Annotated in this window: 12 protein-coding genes; 2 read left to right on the top strand and 10 right to left on the bottom strand. The window is 59.4% G+C overall.

Annotated elements, in window-relative coordinates:
* Positions 1–353: 353 nt before the first annotated feature.
* From KDX30_RS17265 to KDX30_RS17220, 10 genes are all read right to left on the bottom strand, one after another.
* A complete protein-coding gene (locus tag KDX30_RS17265) occupies positions 354–1,376 on the bottom strand; it encodes a sensor histidine kinase (protein WP_231677008.1) in 1,023 nt (340 codons plus the stop codon).
* A complete protein-coding gene (locus tag KDX30_RS17260; protein ID WP_027901481.1) occupies positions 1,360–1,812 on the bottom strand; it encodes a response regulator in 453 nt (150 codons plus the stop codon). Before KDX30_RS17260 ends, KDX30_RS17265 begins: the two co-directional genes overlap by 17 nt.
* Before the next feature lie 176 nt (positions 1,813–1,988).
* Entirely contained in the window at positions 1,989–3,329 is a 1,341-nt protein-coding gene (locus KDX30_RS17255) for a cation:proton antiporter (RefSeq protein WP_231677007.1), read from the bottom strand.
* Between the two features lie 260 nt (positions 3,330–3,589).
* Entirely contained in the window at positions 3,590–4,642 is a 1,053-nt protein-coding gene (locus tag KDX30_RS17250) for an ABC transporter substrate-binding protein (protein WP_099268310.1), read from the bottom strand.
* A gap of 33 nt (positions 4,643–4,675) precedes the next feature.
* Positions 4,676–5,809, bottom strand: a complete 1,134-nt coding sequence (locus KDX30_RS17245; protein ID WP_231677020.1) for an NAD(P)/FAD-dependent oxidoreductase — start codon at positions 5,807–5,809, stop codon at positions 4,676–4,678.
* A gap of 5 nt (positions 5,810–5,814) precedes the next feature.
* Positions 5,815–7,185: an FAD/NAD(P)-dependent oxidoreductase gene (locus KDX30_RS17240; RefSeq protein ID WP_231677006.1), complete on the bottom strand. Its 1,371-nt coding sequence runs from the start codon at positions 7,183–7,185 to the stop codon at positions 5,815–5,817.
* On the bottom strand, positions 7,182–7,472 hold the full coding sequence (locus KDX30_RS17235) for a (2Fe-2S)-binding protein (protein ID WP_027901477.1): 291 nt from the start codon (positions 7,470–7,472) through the stop codon (positions 7,182–7,184). The genes KDX30_RS17240 and KDX30_RS17235 overlap by 4 nt, the downstream gene beginning before the upstream one ends.
* Before the next feature lie 24 nt (positions 7,473–7,496).
* Complete coding sequence (locus KDX30_RS17230; protein WP_027901476.1) at positions 7,497–8,291, bottom strand: ABC transporter permease; 795 nt, start codon at positions 8,289–8,291, stop codon at positions 7,497–7,499.
* Between the two features lie 3 nt (positions 8,292–8,294).
* Positions 8,295–9,167 (bottom strand): ABC transporter permease, encoded by an 873-nt coding sequence (locus KDX30_RS17225; protein ID WP_122395149.1) that lies wholly within the window; start codon positions 9,165–9,167, stop codon positions 8,295–8,297.
* The gene (locus KDX30_RS17220) at positions 9,164–10,192 is read right to left on the bottom strand and encodes an ABC transporter ATP-binding protein (protein ID WP_122395150.1); all 1,029 of its coding nucleotides are present in this window, start codon (positions 10,190–10,192) and stop codon (positions 9,164–9,166) included. The genes KDX30_RS17225 and KDX30_RS17220 overlap by 4 nt, the downstream gene beginning before the upstream one ends.
* Before the next feature lie 250 nt (positions 10,193–10,442).
* On the opposite strand from KDX30_RS17220, the gene KDX30_RS17215 reads away from it, so the two are divergent.
* Together KDX30_RS17215 and KDX30_RS17210 are read left to right on the top strand one after the other, a co-directional pair.
* Entirely contained in the window at positions 10,443–11,279 is an 837-nt protein-coding gene (locus KDX30_RS17215) for an IclR family transcriptional regulator (RefSeq protein WP_099268317.1), read from the top strand.
* Between the two features lie 584 nt (positions 11,280–11,863).
* Positions 11,864–13,918, top strand: a complete 2,055-nt coding sequence (locus KDX30_RS17210) for a hybrid sensor histidine kinase/response regulator (protein ID WP_231677005.1) — start codon at positions 11,864–11,866, stop codon at positions 13,916–13,918.
* Positions 13,919–13,922: the final 4 nt, after the last annotated feature.

Here is a 13,922-nt window from a genome sequence, read left to right as displayed (position 1 = left end):
CATGGCTCAAGCAAGGCAACTTTCAGGGTGCGAGCGCGGGGCCCGCGACTGCTGGCAGTCACCGGTCAATATTTGGGGTTCTGGCGTCCTGTCGGGTTGCGCAACATGCGCGTGGGCACGTCGGCGAAGTCCTGTGATTCAGAAGAGTGGTTCGCGGCATGTTCGGCGGCGGGCGGCGCACGGTACAACGCAGTCGCTCGCGGGCGGTCAGGGCAAGCTGGGCTCGTTCACCGAATTAGTAAGCAAGCTACTGAGTCGAAATGCCGCAGTCCAATCGCTTGTTCCGATGAGGTGATCGATAGACTCAATCACTGGTCTACAGGCCCCGTGCAACAAGGGGTTAGCGGCATGGCTCAGTTGAGGGGATCAAGCTTCAACATGAGCTCAACCTGTGCGCCATGACCCTTATCGAGTTGTTTGTTGCTGCGTTGCACGGTCGCGCCGCAGCGTTTGGACAGTGCATCCACAAGGCTCAAGGCCAAGGGCGTGCCTGACGCGGAGAAGGAAGTTAACACCTCATCGCTGAATCCGGGGCCTTGATCACAGATACAGATCCGCGCTGTTTGCGTATCCATTGGCTCTATTTGCAGGTCGATACCACTGCCGTTGCTGTGCTTGATCGCGTTGTCCAGTAGCTCGTTGAGAATCAAACCCATGTTGGACGCTATTTGCAGGGAAACGTAAACCGGCCGGGTTTGAAGACTGAGCGCGATAGGCCTGCTGTACTGGGTGTCGATAACGCCCCGCGCCAAGTCAGGCAGCAGTTGTGCGAGATCGACCTGATTCTGGCTATTGCGGTGCAATTGCTCCTGGACGGCGCCAATCCCTACCACTCGTGATATGGCCGACTGCATCAGGTTTTTTGCTTCGTCACCCTTGGCGCGCAGGCTGGAAAGTTGCAACAGGCTGATGATCAACTGAAGGTTGTTCTTGACCCGATGATTGAGCTCGGCAAGCAGCGCCTGCTGATTTTCCGCCATTTCCCGTTGTTCAGTGATATCGACGCAGCTGCCGAAATATCCCGCGAACTCTCCGTCGCGGTAAAACGGTGCGCCGCTGTCCAGCATCCAGCGGTATTGCCCGTCATGACGCCTGACCCGGTAGGGCGTTTTGAAAGGTGCGCGCTCGTCGAATGCCTTGTCATACGCATCGACACAGGCGTCCAGGTCTTCGGGATGAATATCGTCCTTCCAGCCATAACCGCAGAGTTGCTGCTGGCTCTTGCCGGTAAAGTCTGTCCAGGGCTTATTGAACCAGTCGCAGTGTTTGTCGCTTCTGGCTCGCCAGATCATCACCGGTGCGTGGTCAGCCAGCTCCCGGAATTCCCGCTCACCGAGTGCTGCCGGGTGGCTCGTCTCCTCAGGCTCGGATTTCATTGATGCTGACCGTTGGCAATCGTGACCGGGCAGGCTGGAATATCTCCAGTGCGTTATGAGCAGGGAGCGTGGCGAGGGGCCGACCATCCAGCAACGCTTGAGCAACTTTCGCGCACAGGCTCAGGTCATGCGGCGCATAGGGTTTGCGCAACAAGCCCAACGCTGCATCGGCGTTGGCCCGGGCAGTGAGGATTTGCCCGCTGATGAACATCGAACTGACGCCATGCTCTTCCATAAGACTGCGGGCCAGCGCGATGCCCTCGTCATGACCACCGAGATTGATATCGACGAAAGCGATGTCTGCCCTCTGTTCACGGGCGAGTTTCAGCGCGTGAGACACGTCGTATGCAGGGCCGATTACTTCATGCTCTGCACCTAGCGTGGCGGCGGCAATCATTGCCAGGACCGGATCATCTTCTATTAGAAGGATGCGCATTCTTTATTCCTGCCTTTCAAACGGGAGACGCAAACGTTGGCGTGGGAGTGGCCAGTTACGTCGCGAGGCAAAAAGCGTCTACTCATGCAAATGCACGTCGTTGCAAGATTGGGCTGCCCCTTGACTGAATGGTTCATAAATGGTTTTAAAAACATTCAAACGAGTGTAAGTCTCTGTTATTCCTCTCGGATGCTTCGCTCATAACGCTCCAAAAGCGGTTGAATGCTGACACCGTGGAGCAGAATACTAAGTGCCACTACTGACAGCGTGAGGCTGATGCTGATACTTGCTACATCGTCCGGTAGCCCGTGGCCCAAGGCAAAGCACAGGTAGAACAGGCTGCCGATACCGCGTATGCCAAACCAGCCAACCAGAGCTTTCTGACGTTTGTTGAGCAATCGCTTGCTGACCAGAAGCCATACCGCAATGGGCCTGATGAAGCAGAACAGCACCAGGCCCAGGCCCACAGCGCGCCAATCCCAGTAGATCGCCAGCGATGCGCCGAGCAGGGTGATCAGAAGCACTTCCATTGAGCGCTCCACCAGGCTTGAGAACGCCAGCATGTCGCCCATCATCACGCCCGCAGCGAGTTGCGATTCACTGAGGTCGCCTTTCTCGGCAACCGTAGTGCGTTCAATGCTGCCGCTCATGTGACCTATCACCGGTTGCGCCAGATGTTCGGCGGGCACCTCGGACCGGGTTGTCTGTGCTTCTGCCTGACGCAAGCCAAGCCCTGCAGCGAACACTGACAGAAAGCCAAACGCGCCCAGACCGTCGGCGACTACGTAAGCGATGGCGATGAGAGCCAGGGCCAGAAAGTCGTTAGGCGAGGTGTCACTGTCAGCGTTTTTGATGCGCAGATAAATCATCAAATGCCCGATCCCACGGCCCAGGCCGTAGCCGACCAACAGTCCAACAGGCACACCCCACAGCAGGTTTTTTATGGCCCAGTGCTGGATCCAGTCAGTGTCACCGCTGGCGTGAGTCAGAAACATCAGGGCGAAGATCACGAATGGAAAGGCCGTGCCGTCGTTCAGCCCCGCCTCACCTGACAAGCCAAAGCGCAGCCGGTCGGAATCCTGAGCATTATTGACCTGCACCAGCGAAGCGAGAACCGGATCGGTGGGCGAGAGCATGGCGCCCAGCAAGATCGAAACGCCCCAGGACAGGCCGAACAGGTAGTGGGCCGCCAGGGCGGTGCCAGCAATGGTCGCCAGCATCACCGGTCCAGACAGCCAGTAAGCGGAGTGCCAGGCCTTGCTGTTCAGCGGCAGACGCAGTTTGATCCCGGTGCTGAACAACGAGAACAGCACGGCGGCTTCGGTCAGACGTTCCAGCCAGCTCGCCGCGTCGCGGAAGTCCAGATCCAGCATGCCCAACCCGGCAGGGCCAATGGCAAAGCCGAATGCCAGACACACAGCCGACGTCGTGACGGGCAGCCAGCGCAAATAAGAAGAAGTCAGCGCGAGCATCATCAGCAACGCGCCAAGTACGGTCATGCAAAGAATGAAACTCATCCGGCCTGTTTTCTCACAACTGAACCCCGTCAATGCGGAGCGATAGAGTTGTGACTGTTCAGGTTCGGGATAGTTGAAACATTTTGTATCAGAGCATCAAGGGGGGGGCTTCTATAGTCACAAAGTATCTGACTTTTTTCAGCCCCCTTCACGGGCAAGCCTCGCTCCAACAGAAATCGCTTAACGCTGTTGGAGCGAGGCTTGCCCGCGAAGAACGATGACACGGTTATCGGTAGTCCAAGGCTGGTACCGAGGTTTATCTACCGCTCCACTGTCCTGTTCCAGCGCGCATTCCACTCTGGGCGCGTCTGGTTGACCTGATCCCAATCAATGGTCACTGCCGTTTCCAGATACTTGTTCATCGCCTCGACCTGAGCTTTGGTCTTCTCGGTCGTCGGGGTTTTCGGGTTTGACGGGATCTGATCACCAAACTCCAACGCGGGTGCCTGAGCTTCTGGCGTCAACAGATAGGCCGCAAGCTTCTGCGCCAGTTCTGGCTGGTCGTTTTTCGCGATGGCGCACTCGGCGACGTTCAGTACCACACCACCTTCCTTCGGAGGCGCGTACTCGACAGGTACGCCCTTGATCTTCAGCGCAGTCACCTGCGTGGGTGTGAGCGGGAACAGCGCGGCTTCGCCGGTTTGCACCATCTCGGAAATCTTCGCCGAGCTGGCGATATATTCCAGGACGTTCGGGCCCACGGTTTTCGGCCAGGCCTTGAAGCCCGGCTCCACGTCAGTTTCGCTGCCGCCCTGAATGCGGTTGAACATCAGGAAACCATGCAGGCCGAATGTGGAGGAGGCCATGGACTGAAATACCACTTTTTCCTTGAACTTCTTGTCCGCCAGATCCATCCATGAGGTTGGCGCGGCCCAGCCGTTCTCCTTGAACATTTTCGTGTTGTAAGCCAACCCGGTGACGCCGAGGCTTACGGCAGCACCTTCATCCTTGATCTTCGCCTTGGCCGGCAGGTCAGCCAGGGAAGGGCTCGGCTGTAGCTTGTCGCACAGACCCATGGAGATCGCCCGGTACATGATGCCGTCATCAAGGAACATCACGTGCATCTGCGGGTTGTCTTTACTGGCCTGAACCTTGGCGAGAATGTCCGACGAGGTTCCCGGTACGATCACCACTTTGACGTTGTTGGCTTTCTCGAAAGCAGGCAACACCTGATCGGCATAGAGGCGTTCCATGGTGCCGCCGTTCATGCCCAGATAAAGGGTCGTTGCGGCGTGGGCCGGGGAAGCGGCCAGCAATGCCGCCAAGGGCAGGCTCGACAAGCCGGTAAATGCGATACGTTTTACGTTCTTCATTGCAGCGACCTTCCTCTGTGCAAAGTAATGAAATCAATGGCTAACGGTTTTACAGGGTTGGGCAGTGTGTTGAAAACGGCGGACGGAAAAAGCGTCCAGGGAAATCGTTGACTGGCCAGCGCATACGTATTCGGCGAGAGCCTCACCTGCAGCGGGTCCAATCTGGAAACCAGAACCTGCAAAGCCGAAGCCATGCAGCAGGCCTGGTTGCAGAATGCTGGGGCCTAGCACCGGCTCGCGATCCGGAAGATAACCTTCGGTGCCGCTCCAGGTGCGAATCGCCTGAGCACCGGCCAGCGGCGGGTAAAGCTCGACCGCGTTGCGCAGAATTTCCAGTACAGCCGCTTGCCCAGGCCTGGCGCGGGCCGGGTCCAGCGCAAAACCCTGTCCGCCACCCAGCACGCAGTTGCCTCTGGCGACCTGCCTGGCATAGATGCCACCCCCCTCGACGCCGGTGCTGACGTCCATGAACATCGGCAGCGGCTCAGTCACCAACATGGCCGGATGGCCCGATACCATCGGCACCGGTTCGCCAAATTGTGCAGCCAGATCGCTGGCCCAGGCTCCCGCGCAGTTGAGCAACCAAGGCGCGCGCAGATTAAGACCGCTGGCCGTGTGGACCACAAATGCCTGGCCGTCGTGACCGACTTCAACCACCTTGGCCTGTTCGAAAATCTGCGCGCCAGCCCGCCTGGCTGCCTGGGCGAAAGCCGGGGACACCAGTCTCGGGTTGGCGTGGCCATCGTCGGCGCACAGGGAAGCGCCTACCGCGACATCGCCTGCCCAAGGAAAGCGCGCCCGTAACTGCTCGCGATCCAGCAGTTGCAGCTCCAGTCCGAAACCGCGACTGGCTTCGGCGTAAGCGCGCAAGGCATTCATGTCTGTTTCGCTGCGGGCCAGTTTCAGGTGCCCGGAGCGCTGATATTCGCCATCAATGCCAATCAGTTCGCGCAAACCGCTCCAGATGTCGTGGGCGCGTTGCGACAAGGGTAGTTGGCTCAACGGCCGACCCTGACGGCGCACGCCGCCGTAGTTGACGCCGCTGGAATGCGAGCCGCAAAAGTCCCGTTCAAGCAAGGTCACGCGCTTGCCTTTCATAGCCAGAAACAGGGCGGCTGAGGCGCCGACGATTCCACCGCCAATGATCAGCGCATCGCTTTCAATCACCGCGCTCATGACTGCGCCTCCACGCCAAAGGGCAACGGTTTGATCGGTGCCTGGCCGCGCAGCCGACCAATGCCTTGCAGGTCACGACCGCTGCAGTGGGCGACGATTTCCGTGGCTGCCAGTCCGCACATCCGGCCCTGGCAACGTCCCATGCCGACCCGGCACATGGCCTTGACCCGATTGATTTCCCAATGGCCTTCGTCGACCACGGTACGGACATCACCGGCGCTGACTTCCTCGCAGCGGCAGATAATGGTTTCGTCCGGAACCTTCGCGGCCCAATCAATGGGAAAGGGGAAAGCGGTTTCCAGTCCGTGACGAAAGCGCTGGATGCTCTCCAGTCTGCTTTTCAGCTGTTCGCTACGAGCGATATCAATGTTCTGCCCGGTATCGGCAAGCAAGGCCAGCGCCGCCAGTTCCCCGGCCATTTCCGCTGCATCCGCGCCCATGATTCCTGCTCCGTCACCCGCCAGATAAACCCCTGCAATGCTGCTGCGTCCTGCGTCATCACGCGCGGGCAGCCAGGCGCGATTAAGGGCGCTCCACTGAAAATCGCAGCCGAGCAGGTCGGCCAGTTGCGTCTCACTGCGTAGTGCATGAGCGAACGCCACTGCGTCGCAATCCAGCGTTTCTACACGGTTGCTGCCTTGCCACTGCACGGTATTGACGCGTTTATGACCGTCGATACGTTGCAAGGTCGCGCCTTGATGGACAGCGATACCATGAGCGGTCAGCCAGGCGCGGTAGTACAAACCTTTGGCCAGCGTCAGCGGTTGGCCGAGCAGCGCGGGCAGGGCGCGGCACTGGGCGGAAAAGGGCGCGCTGTCGAGCACTGCAACCACGTTCGCACCGGCTTTGGCATATTGATACGCAACCAGGTAAAGCAGCGGACCACTGCCAGCAAACACCACTCTTTCGCCGATGGCACAGCCTTGGTATTTCAGGGCAATCTGCGCCGCACCCAGGCTGTAGACACCCGGCAACGTCCAGCCAGGTACCGGCAGAATGCGGTCGGTGGCGCCGGTTGCGATGATCAGATGGCTGTAGTCGATGCTCCCGGCACGGTTCTCCTGCAGGGTGTCGAGTCGCCGATCTTCGGCATTCCAGACCAGCGTTTGCGGACGATAGTCGATATGCGATGCCAGTTCGTCGAGGGTCTGATGCACGGCGATAGCCTTGCCCGCTTCAAAGCCATACAGCGCTTTTGGATCGCGACGGAAGTTCTCGGGCTGACGGCGATAAATCTGTCCGCCGCCCCGCAGGCCCTCGTCCAGCAGACAGGCTTTCACTCCGTGGGCATGCAAGGTTTGCGCAGCGCGAATGCCCGCAGGACCCGCGCCGACGATCACCACCGATTGCACGGTATTCGTATTCATAGCTGCCGTCCCGGATCGCGGCTGACGATTTGCCCACTTTCGAGCAATGTCGAACAGGCGCGTACCCGGCGACCATCGCCCAGGCGCACCCAGCAATCCTGGCACGCGCCCATCATGCAAAACCCGGCGCGGGGTTCGGCGCTGAAATCGCTGCCGCGCAAGTGTTCGCTGCTGGTCAGTACCGCCGTGAGCAACGTGTCACCCTGCAAGCCGCTGGCAGGCTGGCCGTCGAGGGTGAAGGCCAGCGCCGGACGGTCTTGTTCGACCAAACGTTTGAGCAATGCCATGAGGTTCGTGCTCCCGGCCTCGGATTAATGTTTGCCAACCAGCACTCGATCCAGGCCATAAACCCGGTCGAGGATGATCATGGTGGCGGCGGTCAGCGCGATAACCAGCGCGGAAACGGCGGCCATCATCGGGTCGATGGACTCTGTGGCGTAGACGTACATGCGCACCGGCAGGGTCTGGGTCGAAGGTGAGGTGACGAAGATCGACAGCGTTACTTCGTCGAAGCTGTTGATGAACGCCAGCAGCCAGCCACCGGCCACGCCGGGCAGAATCATCGGCAAAGTGATTTTGCGGAACAGCGTGAAGCGGCTGGCGCCCAGTGATTCAGCGGCCTGTTCGGCGCTGCGATCGATGCCGATGGCCGCTGCAATTACCAGCCGCAGCACATACGGCGTGATGATCACCACGTGGGCCAGGGTCAGCCAGAAGAAGCTGCCGTTGACGCCCATCAGCGCGAACAAACGCAGCATCGCCACGCCAAGGACGAGATGGGGAATGATGATCGGCGAGAGGAACAATCCATTGAGGAAGTTGCGCCCCGGAAACTGGTGACGGGTGATGGCCAGCGCTGCCGGTACGGCAATAATCGTCGCCAGTGTGGCGGCGACAAAGGCCAGAATCAGGCTGTTGTAGAACGAGTCGATGAAGTCGGCACGCTCGAAGATCGCCCGGAACCAGCGCAGGGAAAAGCCTGAGGTCGGCAGGCTGAGGGTATTCTCTGGCGTAAAGGCCACCAGGCAGACCACCACCAGCGGCGCGAGCATGAACACCACCACCAGGGCATGAAACGACAGGGCCAAAGGACCGTTTTTAGACATGGCTCATTCCCCCAGGGTTTTCTTGTAGCGGCCTTCGACCATGCGGTTCCAGGACAGCATGACCAGCAGGTTGACCAGCAGCAGCGCCACCGCAATGGTTGCGCCCATGGGCCAGTTCAGTTCCGAGAGGTATTGGTCGTAGACGACTGTGGCGACCATCTTCAGACGGCGTCCGCCAAGCAGGCCGGGGATTGCAAAAGAGCTGGCCGACAGGCCGAAGACGATCAGCGTGCCGGACAACACGCCGGGCATGACCTGAGGCAGCACTACCAGACGCATCACCTTGGCCTGACTGGCGCCGAGGGACAGGGCGGCCTGCTCAGCCGCCGGGTCAAGCTTCTGCAAGGAGGTCCAGATCGGAATGATCATGAACGGCAGCATCACATGGACCAGCGCAATGATTACGGCGAACGGGGTGTAGAGCATCTTGATCGGTTGGCCGCCCAGCGCTTGTATGCCCTGATTGATCAGGCCGTCGGCACCCAGCAGCAGGCTCCAGCCGAAGGCACGCACCACCACGGAAATCAGCAGCGGCGTGAGAATCAGAATCAGAAAAATCGAACGCCAGGGCGTGCCCATGCGACTCAGGATATAGGCCTCGGGCACGCCGATCACCACGCAGAGCAAGGTGACCAGCGCACTGATCCAGAAGGTGCGCAGGAAGATTTCGTAGAAGTACGAATCGGTCAGCACCTCGCCATAGTTGGCCAGGGTGTAAGAGTCGCTTTTGACCCCGACTTCATAGTCGAACACGTTGAACGACAGGATCAGGGTCAGTGCCAGTGGGACCAGCAGCAGGCAGGTAAACATCACCAGTGCCGGTGCCGACAGTAAGTAGCCGCGGCCGCCGCGGCGCATATCGCTCAGCAGACTCATGGGTGCACCTCGTCGGCATCCAGTACGCGCAGCAGACCGGCTGGCCAGTCCATGCCCACTGCGGTGCCTTCTTCCATGGGCGCTTCGCCGTCGTTGCGACGGACCACGGTCAACTCGCCGATGGCGGTTTCAATGCGGTACAGCCATTGGCTGCCGAGGAAGTAGCGGGTGATGACCTTGCCTTGCAGGCGCCCTGTGCCAGCGGCCACCAGATCAATCTTTTCCGGGCGCAGGCTCAGGGTCAGCGTGCCGTCGCCAGGGACTTGGCGTACCTGCGCAGCGCCTTCGCTGTCCAGATCACCGGGCAGCATATTGGCCTTGCCAACGAAGCCGGAGATGAACCGGGTGCGTGGGTGTTCATACAGTTTGTACGGTTCGTCGATCTGGGTGATGCGCCCGGCCTGCATGACCACTACGCGGTCGCTGATGGACAGTGCTTCAGCCTGATCGTGAGTCACCATCAGCGTGGTAATACCCACTTCGCGCTGAATGCGGCGAATCTCGAACTGCATCTCTTCGCGCAAATTGGCGTCGAGGTTGGATAGCGGTTCGTCGAGCAGCAGTACCGGCGGCTCAATCACCAGCGCTCGCGCCAATGCAACCCGTTGCCGCTGACCGCCAGACAGCTCGCGCGGGTAGCGCTGGGCGTGCTGGCTCAGGCGGACCAGTTCCAGCACGGTTGCCACGCGGCGCTGAATATCTGCGGCGGGCACTTTGCGCATCCGCAGGCCAAAGGCGACGTTGTCGGCAACGCTCATGTGGGGGAAGAGGGCGTAACTCTGAAACACCACCCCCAGGCCGCGGCTGCTGGGTTTGGCGTGAGTGATGTCACGGCCATCAAGAATGATGCGACCGTCGCTGACGTCAACGAAGCCGGCGATCATTTGCAGGGTAGTGGTCTTGCCGCAGCCCGACGGGCCCAGCAGAGAAACGAATTCGCCTTTCTCCACCGCCAGATTCGTGGCGACCACGGCGTCGATGCTGCCGTAGCGTTTGGAGAGACCTTCAAGCTGCAAAAAAGCCATAGCTGCGTTCCACCTTTTCATCACGCACAGCGTTGCGGTGCGTTTTTGTTATGGGCAGATGCGAAATGAAAGCTTTGCAGTTGCTGTGGACGTTGGTGCTCGATCTGGGTCGGCTACCAGGTTTTGTTCAAATCGCCCTGTGGACTGAGATTAAGACGAAGACTAGGATGGGTGAAAGGGTGAATTTCACTGGATGGTATATTTCTTTCAGTTCTTTCGTTCAATGAATTAGTTATTGATAAGTGATCATATGAATTCCACTGAGCGGAATGAAAATTCAAAGGATGCCGGTGTGGGTGCGGTCTCGCGGTTGTTCGCGGTGCTGCGCTGCCTGGGTGATTGCTCCGAAGAGGGTGAGCGCGTTACTCAACTCGCTCAGCAAGTGGGTCTCTCGCAACCCACGACGCATCGTCTGCTGCGCAGCCTGATGGATGAAGGCATGGTCGAGCAGGATCAGCGCAGTAAACGCTATCGCCTGAGCATCGAGTTCTTCGCTTTGGCCGCAAAGGCAGGCAAGACCAGCAACCTGCGTGACGTGGTGAGGCCGAGCATGCTGCGGCTTTCTGCCTCTTTGGGGGATTCATTGTTCCTGCTGGCGCGCAGTGGCTTCGATGCAGTCTGCCTGGATCGCAGTGAAGGCCCATACCCGATTCGCACCTTCACCGGCGACATCGGTGGTCGTGTCGCATTGGGCGTGGGGCAAGGCAGCCTGGCGATACTCGCGTATTTGCCGGAAGAAGAGCGCGACACGGTCATCCGCTACAACCTGCCACGTCTGAAGGATTTCCACCTGTACGACGAAGTGTTCCTGCGCTCTGAAGTCGAGAATGTCCGCCGCCTCGGCTACGCCGCCCGCAATACCGGCGCGCTGCCTGGCATGGCCGGTCTCGCAGTCCCCATCTTCGACCGCGAAGGCCGCTCGGTTGCCGCCCTTAGCGTCGCCACCATCAGCGACCGCCTCGGGCCGGACCGGTTATTGACGGTGGTGGAATTGCTCAAGCGTGAAGCAGCGATTATCAGCGCCAGGATCAACCCGTTTGACCCGACGTTGCGGCGGCCGAGTCAGGTGTTTGGGCAGGTGGATTAATAAGCTCGCTGGAATAGGTTCTCTGTGGGGTAGCGCCCGTCTTAGACACCGCGCTGTCGCGCAGCAAACGGGGACTTTCAGGAGCGCGCTAGCCCGCGATGGGATCTGGTCAGGATGCGCATTTTCCGCTGACGCACCGCATCGCGGGCAAGCGCGCTCATCAAACATAAAATAACTACCTGATACCCCAACAGATCCGTGTTTGCTGCGCGACAGCGCGGAGTCTGGACGACGGGGAATGTCCTACAGAACAAGATTTAAATTCATGCAGTTATTTTATGGTTGATGAGGGCTGCCTTTGGCTGCAATCCGGTCCTGAAGTCCCGCTGTTCGCTCTGTCATTGCAAGCTCCGAATCAGCCGCTCTCAAGAACCCACCACCCAAGCCGATGCGCATACAAGTGCATTACGGGCTCTCGTGCATCTGACATTTGTACAAGCAAGTCAATACTTCCGGTCTACTCGCCGCTGCTACTTATTGCACTGGCCTGATCTTCGCAGCGGCTTGTAATACCTCGCCCGCACCGGCACCATTCACCGCAATCGGCCGCCAGGCTTTGGCATCACGATAAACAATGGTAGGGCATGAGCAGCGATTTTAAGGATGAATGGCCAGATAACAGCGGACCGCTTGAGTTCCCGGCAAGGGATGCGGCTGAGCGGCTACAACTCGCCCTGGATGCCGATGCGATCATCGGCACCTGGGTCTGGCATGTGCAGGATAACCATGTCATCGGTGACGAGCGTTATGCCGCAACGTTTGGCCTGACTGCACAGGAGGCCGTGGAAGGCCTGCCTCTGGAGAGGGTGACGGCCTCAATCCACCCGGATGACAGGGCGCGCGTCGAAAGCGAAATCGGTCAGACCTTGCTGCGCGGCGGTGTCTTCAGATCTGAGTACCGTGTATTGCACCGCGATGGTACTTATCGCTGGCTTGAGGCTAAAGGCCGCGTCGAGTTCGACGAGGAACGCCAGCCGACCCGTTTTCTGGGTGTGCTCATGGACATCGAGCTGCGCCGCGAGGCTGAAGTCGAGCGCGACCGGATCACGACGCTGTTACGCACCTTCACAGCAGCAGTTCCAGGCGTGGTCTACGCCAAGGACCGCCAGGGGCGCATGCTGGTTGCCAACCGTGGCACCACCGAGCTGATCGGCAAACCTCCCGAGTTTTATATCGGCAAGACCGACTTTGAATACCTTGAGGACAAGGATCAGGCACGCGTGATCATGGCCACTGATGAGCGGATCATGAGCGCTGGGGTGTCTGAACAGGTGGAGGAACAGGTCAGCCTGGCTGACGGCTCCGCAGCGACCTGGCTGTCGATCAAGTCACCGTTGTTCAGCGAAACGGGTGAAGTCATCGGTCTGATTGGCTCGTCCATTGATGTGACGGCCAGGAAACGGGCCGAAGCGGCGGTGCAGGAGCTCAACCAGACGCTGGAACAGCGCATTCGTGAAGCCATCAGCGAGCGTGAAGTGGTTGAGGAAGCGCTGCGTCAGTCGCAGAAGATGGAAGCGGTCGGGCAGCTTACCGGCGGTATTGCCCACGACTTCAATAATTTGCTGGCGGGTATTTCCGGAAGTCTGGAATTGATGCAGATGCGTTTGGGTCAGGGCCGGGTGGCGGATGTTGATCGTTATCTGGTGGTCGCTCAAGGCGCGGTGCAACGAGCGGCAGCGCTGACTCACCGGCTGCTGGCGTTCTCGCGCCGCCAGACACTCGCGCCTATTCCCACCAACGTCAATGCCTTGATCATGGACATGGAGGAGCTGATCCGGCGTACTGTCGGGCCTTCGGTTGATATTCAGGTTCGGGCCGACGCAGATTTGTGGGCTGCATTGATCGATCCGGCGCAGCTGGAAAACTCGCTGCTCAACCTGTGTATCAATGCGCGTGACGCCATGCCCCACGGCGGCAGCATTCTGATCGAGACACGCAATGAGTGTCTGGACGACAGTCACGATCTCGACCCTGAGGTGCTGCCGGGGGATTACCTGAGTATCCGCGTCACTGACAGCGGCTGCGGCATGAGTGCCGAAGTCGCGGCCAAAGCCTTCGAGCCATTCTTCACCACCAAACCGGTCGGCGAGGGCACAGGCCTTGGACTGTCGATGATCTATGGCTTTGCCCGCCAGTCAGGCGGCCAGATCAGGATTCGTTCGGAGGTTGATCTGGGCACGACGGTTTGCCTGCAGTTGCCACGTCACGAGCGTGAGCTGGAGCTTCCGGAACTTGCGGTGCCGGTCAGTCGTGCAGCTTTGACGGGGCAGGGTGAGGCGGTTCTGGTTGTGGATGACGAGTCATCGGTGCGGATGTTGGTCACCGAGGTGCTGAGCAGTCTCGGCTACGTGGCCATTGAGGCCGCCGACAGCCAGGCGGGTTTGCGTATTCTGCAATCGGACGTGCGAATCGATCTGCTGGTAACGGATGTCGGGTTGCCCGGTGGAATCAACGGGCGGCAGATGGCCGATGCGGGTCGGCAATGTCGACCGGGTCTGCCGGTACTGTTCATCACCGGTTATGCAGAAACCGCAGTGCTCGATAAATGCCACCTTGAGCCGCTGACCGAAGTGCTGACCAAACCCTTCGCGCTGGAAGCGCTGGCTTCCCGGATCAAGGACTTGATCAAGGCCGTTTGACGAT

The sequence above is a fragment of the Pseudomonas quasicaspiana genome (assembly GCF_021147825.1).
GTDB lineage: Bacteria > Pseudomonadota > Gammaproteobacteria > Pseudomonadales > Pseudomonadaceae > Aquipseudomonas > Aquipseudomonas quasicaspiana.
Note: the sequence above shows the minus strand (reverse complement) of the source record. Positions and strands in the feature narration are given on the sequence as shown.

What these genes read in the sequence shown, in the direction of transcription:
- KDX30_RS17230 (WP_027901476.1), bottom strand. Translation starts at nt 8,291, where the DNA reads ATGTCTAAAAACGGTCCTTTGGCCCTGTCGTTTCATGCCCTGGTGGTG.
- KDX30_RS17260 (WP_027901481.1), bottom strand. Translation starts at nt 1,812, where the DNA reads ATGCGCATCCTTCTAATAGAAGATGATCCGGTCCTGGCAATGATTGCC.
- KDX30_RS17240 (WP_231677006.1), bottom strand. Translation starts at nt 7,185, where the DNA reads ATGAATACGAATACCGTGCAATCGGTGGTGATCGTCGGCGCGGGTCCT.
- KDX30_RS17220 (WP_122395150.1), bottom strand. Translation starts at nt 10,192, where the DNA reads ATGGCTTTTTTGCAGCTTGAAGGTCTCTCCAAACGCTACGGCAGCATC.
- KDX30_RS17250 (WP_099268310.1), bottom strand. Translation starts at nt 4,642, where the DNA reads ATGAAGAACGTAAAACGTATCGCATTTACCGGCTTGTCGAGCCTGCCC.
- KDX30_RS17265 (WP_231677008.1), bottom strand. Translation starts at nt 1,376, where the DNA reads ATGAAATCCGAGCCTGAGGAGACGAGCCACCCGGCAGCACTCGGTGAG.
- KDX30_RS17215 (WP_099268317.1), top strand. Translation starts at nt 10,443, where the DNA reads ATGAATTCCACTGAGCGGAATGAAAATTCAAAGGATGCCGGTGTGGGT.
- KDX30_RS17210 (WP_231677005.1), top strand. Translation starts at nt 11,864, where the DNA reads ATGAGCAGCGATTTTAAGGATGAATGGCCAGATAACAGCGGACCGCTT.
- KDX30_RS17255 (WP_231677007.1), bottom strand. Translation starts at nt 3,329, where the DNA reads ATGAGTTTCATTCTTTGCATGACCGTACTTGGCGCGTTGCTGATGATG.
- KDX30_RS17225 (WP_122395149.1), bottom strand. Translation starts at nt 9,167, where the DNA reads ATGAGTCTGCTGAGCGATATGCGCCGCGGCGGCCGCGGCTACTTACTG.
- KDX30_RS17235 (WP_027901477.1), bottom strand. Translation starts at nt 7,472, where the DNA reads ATGGCATTGCTCAAACGTTTGGTCGAACAAGACCGTCCGGCGCTGGCC.